Source organism: Kitasatospora sp. GP82, assembly GCF_029892105.1.
Taxonomy (GTDB): Bacteria; Actinomycetota; Actinomycetes; order Streptomycetales; family Streptomycetaceae; genus Kitasatospora.
On the sequence record NZ_JARZAJ010000019.1, the window covers coordinates 18,317 to 36,892 of the forward strand.

The 18,576-nt window shown below is 70.0% G+C and carries 14 protein-coding genes and 3 pseudogenes; 6 read left to right on the forward strand and 11 right to left on the reverse strand.

From position 1 onward, the window contains the following. Positions 1-33: 33 nt before the first annotated feature. From P3T39_RS21135 to P3T39_RS21145, 3 genes are read right to left on the reverse strand one after another with little or no spacing between them, the layout of a single operon-like run. On the reverse strand, positions 34-384 hold the full coding sequence (locus P3T39_RS21135) for a UBP-type zinc finger domain-containing protein (RefSeq protein WP_280700034.1): 351 nt from the start codon (positions 382-384) through the stop codon (positions 34-36). Then, positions 381-1,841 (reverse strand): ATP-binding protein, encoded by a 1,461-nt coding sequence (locus P3T39_RS21140; protein ID WP_280700035.1) that lies wholly within the window; start codon positions 1,839-1,841, stop codon positions 381-383. Before P3T39_RS21140 ends, P3T39_RS21135 begins: the two co-directional genes overlap by 4 nt. Beyond that, positions 1,838-3,514, reverse strand: a complete 1,677-nt coding sequence (locus P3T39_RS21145; protein WP_280700036.1) for an FAD-dependent oxidoreductase — start codon at positions 3,512-3,514, stop codon at positions 1,838-1,840. The genes P3T39_RS21140 and P3T39_RS21145 overlap by 4 nt, the downstream gene beginning before the upstream one ends. A gap of 572 nt (positions 3,515-4,086) precedes the next feature. On the opposite strand from P3T39_RS21145, the pseudogene P3T39_RS21150 reads away from it, so the two are divergent. Beyond that, positions 4,087-5,025 (forward strand): annotated as a pseudogene (locus tag P3T39_RS21150) (amidohydrolase family protein); the annotation flags it as partial. A 48-nt stretch (positions 5,026-5,073) separates the two neighbouring features. Here the strand turns inward: P3T39_RS21150 and P3T39_RS37605 are convergent. The 6 genes from P3T39_RS37605 to P3T39_RS21185 form a co-directional block, all read right to left on the reverse strand. Then, positions 5,074-5,586: a DUF302 domain-containing protein gene (locus P3T39_RS37605; RefSeq protein ID WP_348534369.1), complete on the reverse strand. Its 513-nt coding sequence runs from the start codon at positions 5,584-5,586 to the stop codon at positions 5,074-5,076. Positions 5,587-6,013: 427 nt separating this feature from the next. Next, positions 6,014-6,943 carry an NAD(P)H-binding protein gene (locus tag P3T39_RS21160; RefSeq protein WP_280700037.1) on the reverse strand — a complete coding sequence of 310 codons (930 nt, stop codon included), beginning with the start codon at positions 6,941-6,943 and terminating at the stop codon, positions 6,014-6,016. 126 nt (positions 6,944-7,069) lie between these two features. Next, positions 7,070-8,077 (reverse strand): zinc-binding dehydrogenase, encoded by a 1,008-nt coding sequence (locus tag P3T39_RS21165; protein WP_280700038.1) that lies wholly within the window; start codon positions 8,075-8,077, stop codon positions 7,070-7,072. A gap of 115 nt (positions 8,078-8,192) precedes the next feature. Then, complete coding sequence (locus tag P3T39_RS21170; protein ID WP_280700039.1) at positions 8,193-8,741, reverse strand: NAD(P)-binding domain-containing protein; 549 nt, start codon at positions 8,739-8,741, stop codon at positions 8,193-8,195. Positions 8,742-8,968: 227 nt separating this feature from the next. Further along, complete coding sequence (locus tag P3T39_RS21175) at positions 8,969-9,943, reverse strand: zinc-dependent alcohol dehydrogenase family protein (RefSeq protein ID WP_280700040.1); 975 nt, start codon at positions 9,941-9,943, stop codon at positions 8,969-8,971. A 736-nt stretch (positions 9,944-10,679) separates the two neighbouring features. After that, complete coding sequence (locus tag P3T39_RS21185; RefSeq protein ID WP_280700041.1) at positions 10,680-10,970, reverse strand: zinc-binding dehydrogenase; 291 nt, start codon at positions 10,968-10,970, stop codon at positions 10,680-10,682. Between the two features lie 148 nt (positions 10,971-11,118). Here P3T39_RS21185 and P3T39_RS21190 point away from each other — a divergent pair, with 148 nt between their 5' ends. From P3T39_RS21190 to P3T39_RS21205, 4 genes are all read left to right on the forward strand, one after another. Continuing rightward, positions 11,119-11,406, forward strand: a complete 288-nt coding sequence (locus P3T39_RS21190; RefSeq protein ID WP_280700042.1) for a hypothetical protein — start codon at positions 11,119-11,121, stop codon at positions 11,404-11,406. Beyond that, positions 11,399-12,451, forward strand: a complete 1,053-nt coding sequence (locus P3T39_RS21195) for a polyprenyl synthetase family protein (protein WP_280700043.1) — start codon at positions 11,399-11,401, stop codon at positions 12,449-12,451. The genes P3T39_RS21190 and P3T39_RS21195 overlap by 8 nt, the downstream gene beginning before the upstream one ends. A gap of 30 nt (positions 12,452-12,481) precedes the next feature. Then, a complete protein-coding gene (locus P3T39_RS21200) occupies positions 12,482-13,651 on the forward strand; it encodes an oxygenase MpaB family protein (RefSeq protein ID WP_280700044.1) in 1,170 nt (389 codons plus the stop codon). Positions 13,652-14,090: 439 nt separating this feature from the next. After that, a complete protein-coding gene (locus P3T39_RS21205) occupies positions 14,091-14,477 on the forward strand; it encodes a hypothetical protein (protein ID WP_280700045.1) in 387 nt (128 codons plus the stop codon). A gap of 321 nt (positions 14,478-14,798) precedes the next feature. Here P3T39_RS21205 and P3T39_RS21210 read toward each other — a convergent pair. Both P3T39_RS21210 and P3T39_RS21215 read right to left on the reverse strand, forming a co-directional pair. Then, a pseudogene (locus P3T39_RS21210) lies at positions 14,799-14,960 on the reverse strand (IS5/IS1182 family transposase); the annotation flags it as partial. A 376-nt stretch (positions 14,961-15,336) separates the two neighbouring features. Continuing rightward, positions 15,337-15,621 (reverse strand): annotated as a pseudogene (locus tag P3T39_RS21215) (TipAS antibiotic-recognition domain-containing protein); the annotation flags it as partial. A 216-nt stretch (positions 15,622-15,837) separates the two neighbouring features. On the opposite strand from P3T39_RS21215, the gene P3T39_RS21220 reads away from it, so the two are divergent. Next, positions 15,838-18,576, forward strand: a complete 2,739-nt coding sequence (locus P3T39_RS21220; protein ID WP_280700046.1) for a bifunctional GNAT family N-acetyltransferase/acetate--CoA ligase family protein — start codon at positions 15,838-15,840, stop codon at positions 18,574-18,576.

The following is an 18,576-nucleotide window of genomic DNA, read 5'->3' on the forward strand; positions in this document are numbered from 1 at the left end:
ACTCACGACCTTGATCGACTTTCGCAACGGACCCTAACCCAGGCGATCGGCCCAGTTCGCTGGTACACGCCCTGCGGGGCCGGGGGTCGGCTGATCGGCGGGGTGGCTGTCCGGCGGTGCCAGCTGCGGACCCGACACGTACATCTCGGAGGTCTCGTAGTTCCAGAACCAGCTCTCGCCCGGTTCGAAGCTGCGGATCACCGGGTGCCCGGTGGCTTCGGCATGGGCGGTCGCATGCTTCGACGGCGAGTCGTCGCAACAGCCGATGTGGCCGCAGAGCGCGCAGCGCCGCAGGTGGAACCACCACCCGCCGACAGCGTCGCACTCGGGGCATCCGGTACCGCTCGGCGGGACCGAGGGGTCGATTCCGTTCCGGGAACTCATGACGGCTCCTGTGGGGCGTTGGAGTCGGTGGAGGTCAGAGGGAGGCGTACCTGGAACCGGGTGTCGCCGGGGACGGATCGCACCCGAAGGTCACCGTGGTGCTTGTTGACGACGATGCGCCACGAGATGTCCAGGCCGAGGCCTGTACCCTCACCCACCGGTTTCGTGGTGAAGAACGGGTCGAAGATGCGGTCGCGAATCTCTGCGGGCACCCCAGGTCCCGTGTCGCCGAACTCGACGAGGAGATGGCCGCCGTCCCGCGCGGTGCGCACCGTCAACGTGCCTTCGGCGTCCGTGCTCTTCATCGCTGAAACGGCGTTGTCGATCAGATTCGTCCAGACCTGGTTGAGCTCGCCGGGGTAGGCCGGGATCTTCGGCAGCGTGCGGTCGTACTCCCTGACGACAGTGATGCGGGGGCCGATCTTCCCGGAGACCATCAGCAGCGTGCTGTCGAGCAGTTCATTCACGTCGGCGACCTGGTAAGGAGCCCGGTCGAGTTGGGAGTACTGCTTGGCCGCGGTGACGAGGGCCGAGATTCGGGTGGTCGAGTCCTCGATCTCGTTCATGAGGAGTTCGGTCTCGACGGTGTAGTTCAGCCACCGTACGGCGCCTTCCAGGGTGCCCTCATCCACGGCTGCCGCGACCTGGTCCAGCCAGTCGGTGTCGAGGCCCGCCTGGACGAATGTCGGCGCCAACTGCCATCCGTCCGCGATGCCCTGGGCCTCCAGCCAGTCGGAGACGGCGTCCTCCCGGTCCGAGGCTTCGAGTGGGCTCAGGGTGCCGGCGGTCTTGGCGACGCGCTCGGCCGCACGTTCCTGCACCTCGACGAGTGCCTCCAGGCTGTCGCGCCGGTACGGGCCTGCCGCGATGGCGCCGAGCTTGTGGCGCATGCCGGCGACCCGCTCCCGGAGCGCCGACGTCGCTCGCACCGCCGCCGCGGCGGGGTTGTTGAGCTCGTGGGTCAGCCCCGCGGACAGCGACCCGAGAGCCAGGAGCCGTTCTCGCTGGCCGACGGCCTCCTGAGTGTTCTTGATGCCGAAGAAGAGCCCCTCCAACAGATGCACGGCCATGGGGAACCAGTCGCGCATGATCCCGGCGAAGGTCTCCGCGGGAAGCACGAAGAACCGCGAAGGCTCGATGACACGCAGGGAATTGTTGTACACCTGCTGCACGCGGTCGCCCAGGTAGGCGTGGAAGGCACCCGCGTAGACACCGCGGCTGGAGCTTCGGTTGACCTCCACGTCGTAGTTGCCGATCCTGCGCGAGAGGATGAGGGTCCCTTCGAGCAGCACGTAGAAGCAGGCGGCCGGGTCGCCCTCCTGGTACACGGGCCCCGGTTCGAACGCCTCGACACGGCCATCGCGGCACAGCCGCGCGATCTGGTCGGGGGCCAGCTTCTCGAACAAGAACAGCGTGCCGATCTCCTCCTGGCTGCACGGCATCGGCTGCCCGTTCACGACTGCTCCAGATACCGGTGCACGAGCATGACGGCCATGGCTCCCTCGCCGACGGCGGAAGCGACGCGTTTGGCGGACTCGGCGCGCGCGTCTCCCGCCACGAACACGCCGGGCACGTTGGTTTCCAGGTGGTACGGCGGCCGGTCCAGCTCCCATTCGGCCGGCGGACGCCCGTCCGCGGTCAGATCGGGACCGGTCAGGATGAAGCCGCGCGAGTCCCTCAGTACCGTGCCCTCCAGCCAATCGGTCAGCGGGGCCGCGCCGATGAACACGAACATCCACTGGGCATCGACGAGTTCCGTGTCCCCGGTCGCCGTGTCGCGCAGGGTGAGCTGCTCCAGTTGGCGCGTGCCGTGGGCGGCCTCGACGACCGTGTTGGTGCGCACCGAGATCGTGGGCGTGCGCTTGACCTGCTGGACGAGGTAGTAGGACATCGAGGCGGACAGCGATGGTCCGCGCACCAGGATGGCGACCGACTTGGCACCCCGGGCCAGATACATCGCGGCCTGGCCGGCGGAGTTCGCCCCGCCGACGATATACACGTCGTGGCCTTGACACGCGGCCGCTTCGGTCAGCGCCGAGCCGTAGAACACCCCGCACCCGGTCAGGTCGGCCACGCCGGGCGCCTCGAGCTGCCGGTACGACACGCCGGTCGCGAGGATCACGGAGTGCGCGGCGACCGCGGAGCCGTCCGAGAACCGAACGACGCGCGACGCGCCGTTGATCTCCAGCCCGGTGACCTCGCGTGCGGTCAGTACCTCGGCACCGAACTTCGCCGCCTGGCGCCGGGCCCGGTCGGTGAGCTGCGCCCCGGACACTCCGTCCGGGAAGCCAAGATAGTTCTCGATCCGTGAGCTCTGGCCCGCCTGGCCTCCGGTCGCGGAGCGTTCCACGAGGACGGTACGCAGACCCTCGGACGCTCCGTACACGGCCGCTCCCAGACCGGCGGGCCCGCCCCCGATGATTGCGAGGTCGTAGAAATGGGCCACCGGAGTCGTCGCCAGGCCGACCCGGGCGGCGAGGCCCTGATCATTGGGCTCGATCAGTGCCGTGCCATCCGGAGTGATCACCAGCGGGAGCCGCAAGCCGTCCTGGCCAGCGGCACACAGCAGCCGCCGACCTTCCGGTTCGTCGGACGAGTACCAGCGGTACGGCACCTCGTTGCGGGCCAGGAATTCCCGTACGCCCCACGAGCGAGCCGACCACCGGTGTCCGACGACCTTGGTGACGGCCACCGGCCGACGATCGGTGGCCCTCCAGGTCTCCAGCAGATCGTCCACGACCGGATAGAGCTTCTCCTCCGGCGGGTCCCAGGGCTTGAGGAGGTAGTGGTCGAGGTCGACCACGTTGATCGCATCGATTGCCGCATTGGTGTCCGCGTACGCGGTAAGGAGCACCCGCCGCGCGCCCGGATACACATCGAGAGCCTGCTCCAGGAACTCGATGCCGTTCATCTGCGGCATGCGGTAGTCGGCCAGGATCACCGCCACGAGGCCGCCCCGCAGCTTCAGCTCGCGTAGGGCGCCCAGCGCGGACTCCCCGGACTCCGCGCGCACGACGCGATACGCCTCGCCGTAGCGTCGCCGCAGGTCACGGGCAACGGCACGCGACACTCCGGGGTCGTCGTCCACGGTCAAGATGACGGCCCGCGCTGCGTCGGCAGCCTGTGCCATGCGTCTCCTGCCCCGGGCTGGCAGGTTCCTCGCCCTGGCGTCGCCAGCCCGTGTACGCCTGTACGCCGGTGACATCCATTGTATGAGTGGTTTTGTGGCTTCGCTCCGAAGAACCAGGATGTACCGGCCAGCTCGACCAGCGGTCCAGATTGAGGCTTCACCCTGCGGTTGGACACCTGGAGGCTGGGACATGTGAGCCCGGAGAAGCAGGTTCAGGTGGGAACCAAGAGCAATATGAGTCAAGCGGTGTACGGCGGAGTTCAAGCGGGATGCGGTCGCACTGGTGCGCTCGTCTCCGCACCGGAACGTCACCGAGATCGCCCGGGAGCTGGGGTCAGCCCGGAGGGGCTGCGGGGCTGGGTGAAGCAGGACCGCGCCGACCGGGGCGAGGGCGGTCCGGGCGGGCTGACCAATGCCGAGCGTGAGGAGCTTGCAAGAGCCGAAAACCCTGTCGCGGCCTGCTGTTCGGGCTGGCCTCGATCGCCCTGATCAAGGTCCTGCAGCGGGCCCTGCCGGTGCGGGGCGATCGCATCGCCGCCCTGTCGCCCGACCCGAACGGCCTCGATGCCTGGGTGACCGCGGGCACCACGGTCTTCGACCTGCCCCAGAGCACGGTCCTGCCGGCCTTCGACGACACGCACACCCATCTGATCTTCGCCGGCCACAGCGCGCATGACGTCCCCGTCCACCAGGCCCGTACCATCGCCGAGTTCCTGGACCTGATCCGGCAGCGGGCCGCCACCACGCCCGAGGGCCGGTGGATCCGCACCACCACCAACTGGCAGGAACTCAACCTGGCGGAGCGTCGCATGCCCACCGCCGCCGAACTCGACCAGGCCGCCGACCGCCACCCGGTCCTGGTCAAGCGCGGCGGCCACAACGACGTCGTCAACACCTACGCACTGCGCCTGGCGGGAATCACCGATCACGCCCCCGACCCCGCCGGCGGCGTGATCGGCCGCGACGCCGACGGCCGACTCAACGGGCGGCTGATCGACAACGCTCTGGGCCTGGTGGAGCGGCTCGTCCCCACGCAGGACCGGGCCCTGCGCATTGCCGGGCTTCGCCTGGCCAGTGGTCAGTACGCCGCCGCGGGGGTCGGCACCGTCCGCGACTGCGCGGTCTCGCTCGACGACTACAGCGTCTTGCTGGCCGCCCGCGAGGCAGGCGCGCTCAGCGCCCGGGTGCGCGCGCTCATTTCAGCGATCGGACTGTCCAGCGCGGCCGAGGTGGAGGACCTGCTCGATGCCATGGAGGACTGGCGCTACGACGCTGATCCGTGGCTGCGGGTATGGGGGGTGAAGTTCGTCCTCGACGGCGGACTTGAGGCCGGAGCCACCGAGGAGCCCTACGCCTGCGACCACGCCTTCTCCGGCACGCTGACCTGGGAACCCGACGCCCTGGCCGAAGCCGTGGAAGCCGTGGTCCGCCGCGGTTGGAGGGTCGGCACCCACGCCTACGGCGACCGTGCCGTGCGCATCCTCCTCGACGTCTACGAACGCGTGCTGCGGAACAGTCCCGGCCTGCGCAGCTTCGACGGTGGGTCTCCGAGAGGCTTGTCAAGCGGTCAGTTGCGGGGGTACGTCGCCGCCGAGCAGAGTGATCAGTTGGGCGAGGAGGGCGTCGAGTTCGCGGCCGACCTCGGTGATTTGCGGGTTGTCGTAGCTGGTGAACAGCAGGCTGGGCTGGTCGACGGCGAGTTTGGTGTCGCCGTCGGGGTCGTCGTAGAGCAGGGTCCGCAGTGGCGCGTGCAGCATGACGGATGGATCGTGGCGGAACATGCGTTCCGCGATGGTGTGGTTGCCCATCAGGTACTGGGTGGCCTTCCAGAAGGACGACGATCCGGCCATGGCGGCGGTGATGTCACTGCGGTAGTAGCGCATGAAGCCGTGCGGGGCGTTGATCTCGGCCAGTTCGAGCGTGGCCTGCCAGGAGGCCATTTGGAAGAAGCGGGCGAAATCGACCTCCGGAACGAGGGTTTCGTAGTGGTCGCGGGCTGCGTCGTATGGGCGGGGGAGCGCCACAACAAGCCGCCGGGTGGAGTGGTCGATGACCGTGCTGCGCGTGGTCATGGCTGTGCCTGTTCGTTGCCGGAGCGGACCGGTTCGACGTCGTGGATGTCGAGGGTGATGGACGGCAGGTTGAGGTTGACGCTGTTGTCGGGGTTGCGGCGGAAGACTCGACGGCGCGTGGCCACGAGTAGGCCCCCGAACGTCTTGTCTGGAGGCCAGCCTTTCATCGCCCAGATCGGGCCGCCGATGGAGATGTCGATGTTCAGGCCACGCAGACTGTGCCAGAGTTCCTGGCCGCCGGCCGTGGCGATCGCCAGGTCGAGGAGTTCGTCACTCATGGGCCGGTCCTTTCCGGGGCGGTTTCGGCGTGAGAGCTCAATCCGGTGCCCGTGTGGCGGCGGGGCCCGCGGACGATGACCAGCCGGCGCCTCCAACGGTGAATCCACAACGCAGGAGACGCTGGACAACACTCGGAGACGGAGGGGCTTCAGCCAGTGAACACGCCGGGGTTCTTACGGACGAAATCGGCCACCCCTGAGGGAGGCCGCCCGGTGACCTGCTCTACCCCGTCCGCCTTGCGGTCGTATCGATTCTCCGCATGAAGGCGAGCCATGGTGGAGATGTGCTGGAACACGTGGTCCGGCAGCCCCAGCGGCCTGAGATCGTCGTCGATCCATTCCTGCAGGGGGACGTTGGTGTAACCGACCGGTCGGCCCAGGGCTGCGGAGACCTCCTCCGCCATGGCGGTGATGTCCTCCGAGCGGGGGCCGGTCAGCTCATAGATCCGGCCGAGGTGCGGGGCCGGATCGGCCAGGATCTCCTCCACGACCGAGGCGACGTCGCCGGCGGCTACGGGGGAGGTTTTCGCCCGGCCGAAGGGCAGTCTGATGCTCCCGTCCTTCGCGATCGAGGAGAAGCCGACACGGAACAGCGGGTTCTCCATGAACACGGTGGGCCTGATCTGGACGACGGGCAGGCCTGACCAGTCGAGGACCTGCTCGACCAGCCACTGCTGCCGCTGCTGCACAGACTCGGAGGCGCTGGCGAGGTCCATCTCGGAGACAGTCAGCTGCGACATGTTCACGAACGCTTCCAGGCGTTCGGACGCACGCGCGACGGCCGCCACCGTCACGGCAGCCTCCAGATACTGTGCCGACACGCCCATGCCGAAGTACATGCGTCCACAGCCGGCCAGGGCGTCGGCGACGTCGCCCGTGCGCGTCAGGTCTCCGACGACGACCTCGGCGCCGGTCGCGCGCAGCGCCTCCGCCCGCTCGTCATCACGACGCACCATGGCCCGGACAGGCAGGCCCCGCTGCCGAAGGCCTTCGACCACGGATCGTCCGACGGCGCCGACGCTGCCCGCCGCGCCCGTCACCAGAACGGGCGGCATGCTCGCTTCCGGGGTGCGGTCCATAGGGGCAGCCTGCGGTGAGCACAGCCAGGGCGCAACCGGAGCCCGACGAGCCGCCGGGGCAGAATACGGCAGGGGTCACTCGGCCGCCCACGACACGCTCCACGATCGCGTCGCCGGCAGCGGCGGCTACCAGGGGCGGACGAGGACGAGGCCGACCTTGCCGGGCCGTACCGCGTGTTCCACGGCGTTGGCCAGCTCGCCAAGGCCGTACGTAGCAGCCACCTCGAACTGGTCCTTGAGCCCCAGCGCGATCTGCTTCGCGGTCGCGACGTCGGATGCCCGCCTCTCGGCGGAGGCCTCGGACGACCACCGACCGATGTTCTTACCCCGCAGCGTCAGCGACTTGTGCAGCAGCGTCGACGCATGCACCGACATCGGCTCCTCGGCGATCTGCCCGTAACTGACCAGCTTCCCGCCCGGCGTCAACAGGTCAAGAAGGCTCTCCGCCAGCTTCCCGCCGATCGGGTCGAAGGCCACACTTACCGGACGGCCGCCGGCTGCCTTGCGGACCTCGTCGGCCCAGCCCGGATCCTCTGTCGCCACGACCGGCACGTCCGGGAACCGCTTGCGCAGTTCGGCGGCACCGCGGTCGCTGCGGACGACGTTGACGAGCGCCACGTTGTGGAACTGGGACACGCCCGTCACCAGCCGCCCGACCGACGAGCCCGCAGCGGTCTGCACCAGAAGACCGTCGTATCCGAAGGCCAGGTGCTCCTCGGCCTCACGGCGCAGCATCACCGTGGTGAGCGGGTTCACCAGCATTTGCGCGGCGACCTCGTCCGACACCTCGTCCGGTACGGCGACGACCACCTCGGCGTCCGCCACGATCCACTGGGACCACGCCCCCGGCTGGGGGAAGACCGTTACGCGGCCGCCGACCTCGACACCCGGCGCCATGCGCGTTCCCGGGCCGATCGCCTCCACCACGCCGGTGGCCTCCACGCCGGCCGGAACGGGCTGTGCAGCCTCCCCGGGGTAGGCCTCGATGGCCTGGAGATCACCAGGGTGCACGGGGAAGGCCGTGGTGCGGATGAGGACCTGACCACCCCCGGGCTCTGCCGGCTGCGGCTCCTCGATGACGGTCAGGACGTCGGCGGGCAACCCGCCACGGGTGTAGACGACACGACGGTTCATGATTCTCCTCGTGCGCGCTGGTGTGTGTGGGGCTTGGCCGGGGCGTCAGCCGACGTCCTGCAGCAGCAGGTGCTTTCCGCTGAGTGCACCGTCCAGCTGCATCAGCCGCCCGCCCTCACGCAGACTGCCAAGGTCCAGGGCGGCGAATCCGAATTCGTCCAGCAAGCCGGCCCACGGCTGCCTTCGCGTCGGCGTCGTCGCCCGCATAGAAGGCCACTAGCCGTCCTTCGGCATGCCGGGGGTCCGCGGCGATGAACGGGGCGTACAGGGTGTTGAGAGCCTTCACGACCCGGGCGCCGGGAAGGTGGCCGGCAACCCACTCGCTGCCCGTGAGGTCACCGACGTCGTACCGGCCCCGGTAAGGGCTGGCCGCTGCGAACTGATTCGTCGTGTCGACGACGATCTTCCCGGACCAGGTGGTGAGGCGTGTCAGTTCCGGCACGGCGAAGAACGGCACCGAAAGGAAAACGAGCTCCGGTTTCGCCGCCTCCTCGGCCGTGACTGCGCGGGCCTTCGGCCCCAGCCTGTCCACGAGGGCTTCGAGGGTCTCGGGGCCCCGGCTGTTGCCGATGAGTACCTCATGGCCGTGACGGATGGCCTTGTCGGCGACCGCCTGTCCCACCTCTCCTGCGCCGAGTACGCCAATGGTGCGGTGTGCGCTCATGTGTTCGTCCTTGATCGTGTGCAAAGACCGTGCGGGCTGCCCGGCATCGGCTCGTGCAGCCGACCCGGCGGCGTGCGCACCTGCCGTGCGTCCCGCCCGAAGCCCGGTGCCTCAGGTAACGGCCGCTCGGCGGAGGCACCGGATGAGGCTGCGGAGATCGGGGGCCGAGCTCGGCATCCAGGCTGCGGCCACCCGCCTGCCGCTTCGGTGCTGTGCCGTGAGGACGCCTACACGCGGTGAGGGTTGAAGTCCAGGAGGACCTTGCCGTTCTTCCGCAGGTACGCGAGGGCCTTGGCGAAGTCCTTGGCCTCGTAGACGGGGGCGGGGGGCAATGCGAGCTTTCCCTCGGCGACCAGCCGCGCGGACTCCGCGCCCAGGGCCGGATGACGGGGTAGGTACTCGTCCTGGTACATCCAGAACTCCGTTGTGGTGATGTTCTTCGCCTTCAGCACGTTCTGGTCGGGAGTGAAGGGCTCGCCACTCATGTAGCCGTAGATCACCAGCAGGGCGCCTTCGGTCAGCACGTCCAGCAGCAGCGAGGTGGCTTCTCCGCTGACGCCGTCCAGCCCCAGCAGCACGGGATCGTTGCCGATGCTCGCACGCACGCCCGCGGCCACGTCCGGCGAGTCGATCAGCACGATGTCGGCGCCGAGTTCCTCGAGTTCGGTGACGAGCTCCTCGCGGCGGACGATGTTGATCGTGCGAAGCCCGCGCTCCTTGGCGAAGGCGATAACGGATCGGCCGACCCCACTGTTCGCCGCGTTCTGCACCACCCACGAGCCGGCCGGAAGGTCACGCGACTCGACCAGCAGACCTCCGGTGGTGGGATTGATGCTGAGCATCGCCGCCTGGTCGAGGCTGATGGACTTGTCCACGGAGGTCAGCTTCGCGGCCTCCGCCAGGACCTGTTCGGACCAGGCGAAGGTGCCGAAGGGAAGCAGGACCGTGTCGCCGGGGCGGATGTGGGTGACGTCCGGCCCCACGGCCACGACCGTGCCGGCTCCCTCATTGCCGATGACGCTGGGCAGTTCGGGGCGGACCGGGTAGATGCCCTGCGCCAAGAGCAGGTCGTGGTGGTCGAGCGGGGCGTACTCAACCCGGATCAGCGCTTGCCCGGCGGCAGGAGCCGGAGGCTCGGGAACGTCCACGACCTTCAGGCTCTGCTCCGGCTCCCCGAACTGGGTGAGGTGAATTGCGAGCATGCAACTCGACTCCTTGCAGTGAGTGCGGACGAAGAACGGGGTGAGCAGGTGCCTCGGCCTCCGCGCCCTGGACCCTTTCCGTTAGAGGGTCCCGGGGCGCGGCCTGCCTCAGGCGTCTGAAGTGACCGCCTAGTGCTTGGGATCAAGGACGAACGAATCAAGAACGGCGGCCGCGGCCAAGCCGAGCGCCACATACCCCGAGTGCGGGAACAGAGTCAGGCCCGCCGCCGCGGAGGCGCTGCCTGGCAGGGCGACGAGGATGCGGGCTGCCCGGCATCGGCTCATGCTGCGCGTTCAGCCTGCAGGGACCTGCAAAGGGAACCGTGCGCCTCCGCTCGTGAAGTGATCCACGGCCACCTGCCGACGCCCTCGTTGCCGACGGGAGTCTTCGGCTTCCCGCCCCGAGGGACTACTTTGTTCAGCCGGTTTTGTAGAAACCTGAGATGCCCGCGATTCTGCGGGCCACCGGGTTCGCCGCCCGCCACCGCGAGGCCTTCCCCCGTCCCATTGTCAGCTCGGGTGCGGCCTGACGCACCCGGACCGTGAGGCTGTCGAGGCCCGCGTCCCTGCGGCATGGCTCCGCCTGGTTTTCCGGCCGGACCGGTCCATGGGCGGCGAGGTAGACCATCAGCCGCCAACGGGGGCGGAGTGCCCATGTGCAAGCCCGCGCGCACGGGCCCATGCGGCGCGGGCTGCGTCAGAACAGTTCGGCTGCGCCGCGGGCGCGCTCCGGCAGTCAGCGGGGGACGGCGACGGCGACCTTGCCGACCAGTCCGCCGGCTTCCAGGTGGCGGTGGGTGTCGGCGATGGCGTCGAGAGGGAAGGTCCTGTCGGTGACTGGAGTCAGGTCTCCCTTGGCCAGCCCGTCCCGGACGAAGTCGACGGCCTGACGGCGGCGCGTGTCGTCCAGAGTGATCTCCAACATCTCGAAGCCGCGAATCGTCAGGTGCTCGAACAGGACCTCCCCGACATCGAGTGGGGCGGGCTCGGGGTCCAGAAGGCCGTAAAGCACAAGCCAGGACCCCATTGGCGTGCTTTATCAGTGAATTAGCTAGTTCGAATGACTCTGGGCTGATCCGTTCCGTGTCGGGGAAGGATCACCGACGCTTACGAGTGCCGTGCACCGCCGGCCGGCGGACAGTCGCCGCAGCCGTGCCTCTGGGGAGGGGACAGTCGTGTCAGCACAAGGCAGCGCGGGGGCGCGCGCCGATTGGGGGGCCGAGGCGGTCCAACTCCTGGCCGGTGTCATCGACGTGGGACTGGAACAGGCCGAGGGACTGCTGCGCCGGATGCGCGGCGTGCTCGGCCGCTCCGACCTGCACGAGATAGCAGCGGACGGGCACGAGGAGCTGCGGGCACGCGGCGAGCTGCTGCTGGGCCGCCTCGCCCCCGCATCCGAATCCCATCTGGAGGCCGTGGCACGCCGCGCGGCAGCCTCCCGTCGGCCGTCGCCCGATGCCTGAGCTGCTGCCGGGTCCGGCGCTCAGGTCGCGGGTCGACGAGGCCCTGCGCGTCTTCGTTCGGGAGGAGACCGAGCTCCTGGTTGCCATCGACGCCCAACTGGAGCCGGTGGCTGAGCAGTTGCGCCAGGCTGTGGCGGAGGGCAAGCGGTTGCGTGCCGCGTTCGCCTACTGGGGCTGGCGGGCCTCGGGCCAGCCGGACAGCGAGGCCATGGTCCGGGCCGCGGCGGCCATGGAGTTGGTGCACGCGGCGGCCGTGGTCCACGACGACCTGATCGACGACAGCCCGATCCGCCGTGGTGTGCCCACCGCGCACCGAGCGCTGCGCTATGCCGTCGCCGACGGGCCGGGGTGCAAGGCCCAGGGCAGGTCGCTGGCGATGCTGGTGGGCGATCAGTTGATGTCCTGGGCCGGCCAGATGTTCGCCGGCTGCGGACTGCCCGCCGCCTACCTGGCACGGGCCCGCCCCCTGTGGGCCACCCTCGCCCGCGAGCTGATCGCCGGGGAGTGCATGGAGATCCTGCGCACGAGCTCAACACCCAGCGCAGAGAGCTCACTTGAGATCATCCGCTACAAGACCGCGAAGTACACCGTCGAACACCCCCTGCACCTGGGCGGCTACCTCGCCGGCGCGCCGCCTGCACTGCTCGACAGCTTCACCGCCTACGGGGTGCCGCTGGGCGAGGCGTTCCAACTCCGCGACGACCTGCTCGGTGTCTTCGGTGACCCGCACCGCACCGGGAAGTCCAACCTGGACGACCTCGCCGGCGCCAAACCCACCGCACTGCTCGCCCACGCCCTCACCGGCGCGACACCCGCCGACCGCGCGCACCTGCAAGCCCGGCTCGGCCGAGGCAGCCTCAGTGCGGCGGAGCTGGACCAACTGCGGGACATCATCGAGCGCTCCGGCGCCCGCGCCCGCGTCGAGGAAATGATCGCCCAACGAGCGACGGCCGCCCGCACCGCCCTTGAGCGGGCCGCACTCCCGCCGCAGGCCGCCGCAGCCCTCTTTGAGCTGATCGCCGCGGCGACCGCCCGCACGTCCTGACACCGCAGACACCCACCGAGAGGGCACCCCGTGACCGTGACACCCGAGGCGATGGACGCCCTGCGTCTGGCGGGCGACCCGCCGGCCGACGACGTGGTGGACGCCCTGTTCGAGCGCGGCGACATCGGCAAGTTCAACACCCTGATGCGCTGGTTCGCCCAGAGCGGCCAGCCACTGCCCGACGACGTCCCCGAGGAGGCCCGCGACTACCTGCACGCCACCGCCACCCCACCCGACTGGGTCGACTGGGACCAGATGGAGAAGGCCCGACTGTTCTTCATCCGCAACAACGTCCACATCTCCACCGCGCTGTCCTTCGCCGCGATGCCCGCCTGCTACGTCATCCCGCACGTCGCCCGCCTGCTCAGCGCCACCCACTCGCTCGACTATCCCTCCAAGCGGATGGCCGAGACCGGCCAGTTCACCCTCTACCTGATGCGCCCCGACGCCTTCGAGGCCGGCGGCCGCTTTCTCCCCGCCGCCCAGAAGGTCCGCCTGCTGCACGCCTCCATCCGCCACCACCTGCGCCGCGAGAACCACTGGGACGAAGCCGCCCTCGGCGTCCCGATCTGCCAGGAGGACATGATCGGCGGCCAGATGATGTTCTCCATCCAGGTGCTCGACGCCCTGCACCGGATGGGCATCCACATCTCCAACGAGGGCGCCGAAGCCTACTTCTACGCCTGGCGCGTGGTCGGCGCGATCCTCGGCGTCGACACCCGGGTTGCCCCCACCGACCTGGCCGAGGCGCGCGACTTCTCCGACCTCTACATGGCCCGGCACATGGGCCCCTCCGGCGAAGGCGTCACGCTCACCCGCCAACTCATCGACCTGTACGAGCAGGTCGTCCCCGGCACCCTGTTCGACCCGGCCGTCCCCGCCCTGATCCGCTACCTGATCGGCGACACCTGCGCCGACTGGCTCCAAGTCCCCCGCTCCCCCTGGGACAAGGCCATCACCCTCGCCCCCACCCTGCTGGGCATCCTGGAGCGCATCGAGGACTCCTCCCCGCTCGGCGCCTGGGCCCTGGACCGCCTCGGCGACCTCACCACCCGCTTCGAACTCAGCTCCCTCACCCGCGGCCGGGTCATGCAGTACGCCATCCCCGAACACCTCCACGACGAACACGACGTCACCTCCACCAAACACCGCACCGACCCCTGGACCCCACCCCCGCTCTCCACCCAACTCCCCAACTGAGCGCCTCAGGCGACGATCCGAGCCTCGTGGACGGCAAGGTTTGTGCGGTTGGTACAAGTCGAGACCTTCCTCTACAGCTACATATCTGGTCTTGCCTCTTTCGGATCTGGGGGACTATCAGGATTCCGGCTCTGGCTCGTAAACCGGCCCTCGGCCGTTCCCCAGACTGTGCACCTGGACACTTCACTCAATGCGCTGCCGGTCCTACACTCGCGGGTGGACCGCAAGGCTCACACGGCCTGATCTACTCCAACTGATCCACAGGTCTGACCATCTGGGCGTACGGGGTGTGTGGACTTGTACGGGAGACGGGACTCCACCCGGCCAGCCGGGGCTGCCTGGTCCTGCTGCTCCGCGCAAGGCTGGCCCACGCGACTAAAACAGCGGAAAACGTCCAGCGGCCCCATGACAGGCCGCGACACTCTCAGGGGGAACACTCATGTTCGGACACCGCACAGCTACGCTCGCAACGGCCGCGGCGCTGAGTGTCGGCGTGCTCATCACCGCTGCGGGGAGCGCCTCCGCCAACGATATCGTGCCGATCAGCACCAGCCACTGGGTCGGTCTGTACAACGGACCCAGCACCGCGGACGGCATCGCCGAAGGGCTGCCCCCCATCGCCCCTGGGGGCAGGATCTTCGCCCAGTGCTGGACCGTCGGCCAGAGCATCGGCAACTACGGCGACACCTGGTACCGCACGAGCGACGTGGACTACAACGACGGCCACGGCTGGCTCTCTCTCGATAAAAACGTATACGTCTTCGCCGGGTACGCCGACAGCAACGCCCGCACTGTCAACCGGGATCCCAATATCCCTCAGTGCTGATGACACCGAGCACATGTCGCCTCCGGGGTGAGGTACTGGCTGACCGCATTTCTCGCAGGAGCAGCCAACACCGCGGTCCGACCAGCTGCCGACCGGTCACGGCCGCTCTCCATGGAGCCCCTTTCCCCGTGCAGGACGAGCCTGGGCGACTGGTTCGTGGCGGGTTGGCCCGCTCCTGAGCGGGGAGTACCGGGCACGGCCTGAGGCCAACGCTCGCGGCCGACCAAGTAGGGGTGACGTATTGCTGCCCGCCGACCGGCAAGGTCGGCGGGCAGCAGGGTGGCGCACGACTCCGGAGCTGTTGGCTCAGTCTCGGGCGCCGGCGATCCGTTCGTAGCCGGAGCCGTGGACCAGCGCGAGCACGATGTACTCGAAGACGGTGCGGTCCGGAACCCGTCGCCGGTGACAACCCAGTGGGTGGCTCTCGGCGTACCCGCTCCGCACGGGCAGAAGAGCAGCGAATTGATCCCACAGGGGTTCCAAGAGGCATCATGGGACCGCAGGCACGAGCCCTCCGGGTGATCACTGAGCGTCAAGAACTCCATGATCACTCAGGCTCGTGCCTGCCTTGCGTGCGGGCCTGTCTGGGCAGCCCTGCCCACCATTTGCCGGTTGGTCTTAGGCCGTCGTCTGGCTTTATTCACGAGTGGCGACAGCGGTTGTTCAGTTCTCCGGGAGGCGCTCTCTCGGGGCCGAGGTCGATGTTCACGGGAACGGACAGCACCCGGTCGGCGGCACCGTCGCCGAGAGAGGTTCCTTCTCGGTGGCTGCGGTCCTTTGGCCGGTGGAACCGCCAAGGACCCGACCCGGCAAGGGCCGCCGCCGCGGGCCCGTTCCCTTGGCGGCGGCCCGGTGCGGCTCAGCTCAGCCGCGTCGTGGCGTATGCCTCGATGGCATCGCGCTGGTACGCGGCCAGGCCCGGCGCGATCACCTCGTACGCGGCGCGCCACTGCTCGTTGTCTACGCACGAGCGCCCGATCGCGCGGTACTCCTCGGCCGTGACCGTCCGGAACTCGGACAGGGTCCGGTACTGGGTGTGGACCTCGGCCTGGACCGGGTCGGCGGCGGCGGGCAGGCCGGCGGCCAGCAGCTCGGCCAGCCGGATCATCTGCGCGGTGCGCTCGCGCTGCCCGGCGTCGATCTCGGTTCGGAGTCGGTGGCGCACCGGCTCACCTCCAGCGTCGGCGGCCGGGGTGGCCGCCGGGGAGGGCCGTTCGGGCCGTCGCGCGAGACCGCGCGGCCCCGCCGCCGGGTGCGGCCGGGGCGTGCCCGGGGCCGGTCGGCCCTGTTCGAGGGGCGCGGTGTGCGCGGAGGGTGGAGGTGTACCGCTCAGGGGGGCGCCACGGACCGAGGAGTCGCCATGTCCACCGCCCGGCACCTGCCGCGCACCGTCGAGGCGCTGCTCGCCGACGGGACCACGGTCGAGATCCGGCCGCTCGGCCCATCCGACCGCGCGGCCGTACTGGACCTGCACGCCGTGCGGATGTCGGACGAGAGCCGCCGGCTGCGCTTCTTCGGCGCCAGCCGGAGCGCCCCGCAGCTGGCGGTCGACCGGCTGTGCGCCGAGCCGAGGCCGGAGCTCCTCGCGCTGGGTGCCTGGGCGGGCGGGGAACTGGTCGGGGAGGCCGATTGCGAGACCGTCCAAGCGCGCCCGGATACGGCCGAACTGGCCGTCGCGGTCGCCGACGACTGGCACCACAGGGGCGTCGCCACCCTGCTGCTGGAACACCTGATCCACGCGGCACGGGAGAACGGCATCCGTACCATCGAGGCCGACACCCTGGCGGGCAACCTGGCCGTGCACCGGGTCTTCTCCGACCTGGGCCTCCCGGTCCACCGCCACCTGGAACAGGGTGAGGTCCGGGTCCGCGTCCCGCTCGACGAGACGGACGAGCACTACCGCGCGGCCGTGGACGAGCGGGGCCGCAGCGCGGACGTCGCCAGCCTCGCCGCCCTGCTGCGACCGGCCTCCGTCGCGGTGGTGGGAGCCTCGCGGCGGCCCGGGTCCGTCGGGCAGTCCGTACTGCTGAAGATCCGTCAGGACGGCTTCACCGGTGAGCTGTGGGCGGTCAACCCGTACGCCGCCGAGGTCGCGGGCGAGCCAGCGTACCCCTCGCTGAGCACCCTGCCTGGTACCCCGGACCTCGCCGTGCTGGCAGTGCCGCCGATCGCGGTGGCGGGCGCCGCCGAGGAGTGCGGCCAGGCCGGGGTGCGTGCCCTGGTAGTGCTCACCTCCGGCCTCGGGGTCGACACCGCACGGCAGCTGATACACGCGTGCCGGCGCCACTCGATGCGGCTGGTCGGCCCGAACAGCCTGGGCATCGCCCAGACCGACCCGGAGATCCGGCTGGACGCCGAGTTCGGCGCGGTGTCGCCGCTGCCCGGCAGCGCGGGGGTGGCGGTGCAGTCGGGCGGAGTCGGAATCGCCTTGCTGGAACGACTGACCTGGCTGGGCATCGGCGTCTCCAGCTTCGTCTCGCTCGGCGACAAGTACGACGTCAGCGGCAACGACCTGCTGCAGTGGTGGGAGAGCGACGGCACCACCGACGTCGCACTGCTGCACCTGGAGTCCTTCGGCAACCCGCGCGCCTTCTCCCGCACCGCCCGCCGGGTCACCCGCAAGCTCCCGATCATCACCGTCGACGCCGGACGCTCGCCCGCCGGCCGCCGGGGCGCCGCCTCGCACACCGCCGCAGCCGCCACACCGACCGTCACCCGCGAGACCCTGTTCCGCCAGGCCGGGATCACCGCGACCCACAGCCTCTCCGAACTCGTCGACACCGCCACCCTGTTGCACAGCCAGCCGCTGCCCTCGGCGCGCTGCGCGGTCGCGGTGGTGTCCAACGCGGGCGGCGTCGGCATCCTGGCCGCCGACGCCTGCGCCGACGCCGGACTGACCCAGCCCGAACTGCCCTGCGACCTCACCGCCGAGCTGCGCGACCTGCTCCCCGGCGGTGCCTCCACCGCCAACCCGGTGGACACCACGGCAGCCGTCCGGCCCGGTCAACTCGCCGCCTGCATCGACACGTTGGCGCGCAGCCGGGCCGTGGACGCCCTGCTGGTCTGTCTGGTCCCCACCGCGCTGTGCGCCGGTCCGCAGGATGATCCGGTCCGTGCCCTGCTCGACGGCCCGGCCCGCCGGCGCATTCCGGTCGCCGCCGTCCTACTCAGCCAGGAGGTGCCGGTGCGCTACCTGACCTGCGCCGACGGCGGGTACATCCCTTCGTACGCCGACCCGCAGGCCGCCGCGCGGGCCCTCGGCCACGCCCGCGACCGGGCCCGCTGGCTGGCCGAACCGCCGAGCCCCGAGGCCAAGATCCCGCCCGGCTGCGACCCGCAGGCCGCCCGGCGCCTGGCCGAGGCCTTCCTCGCAGCCAACCCGGACGGCGGCTGGCTCGACCCGGCCCTCACCGTCGAGCTCTTCGACTGCTACGGCCTGTCGCTGACCGTCTCCATCTGGGCCCCGGACGAGCGCGGAGCCGTCATCGCTGCCCAGTCGCTGCGACAGCTGGGCCACCGGGGCGAGGTTGCGCTGAAGGCGTACTGGCCGGGCCAGGTGCACAAGAGCGCACTCGGCGCGGTCCGCACCGGACTGGCCACGGACAGCCAAGTCCACGACGTGTTCCGGGAGTTCACCAAGCGTTTCGGCCGGCAGCTCACCGGCGTGGTGGTCCAGCCGATGGCCGCCCCCGGGCTGGAGCTGCTCGCCGGTGTCGTCCAGGACCGGGTCTTCGGCCCGCTGGTTGTCCTCGGTCTCGGCGGTACCGCCAGCGAGGTGCTGGACGACCGCACTGCCCGGCTCGCCCCGCTGACCGAGCGGGACCTGGCCACCATGGCCACCGAACTGCGCAGCTCACCACTGCTGTCGGGACGCCAGGGCGCCGCAGCAATCGACCTGGCCGCCGTCCAGGACGTGCTCGCCAAACTCTCCCGGCTGGCCGCCGACCTCCCGCAGCTCGCTGAACTCGACCTCAACCCGCTGATCGCCCGGCCGGACGGAGTGATCTGTGTGGACGCCCGGGTCCGGCTGGAGCCCCGGCCGTCCTTCGAGCCCTACCTGCGCCGGCTGCGCCGCCCGGCCGCCACCGAGGAGCCCTGA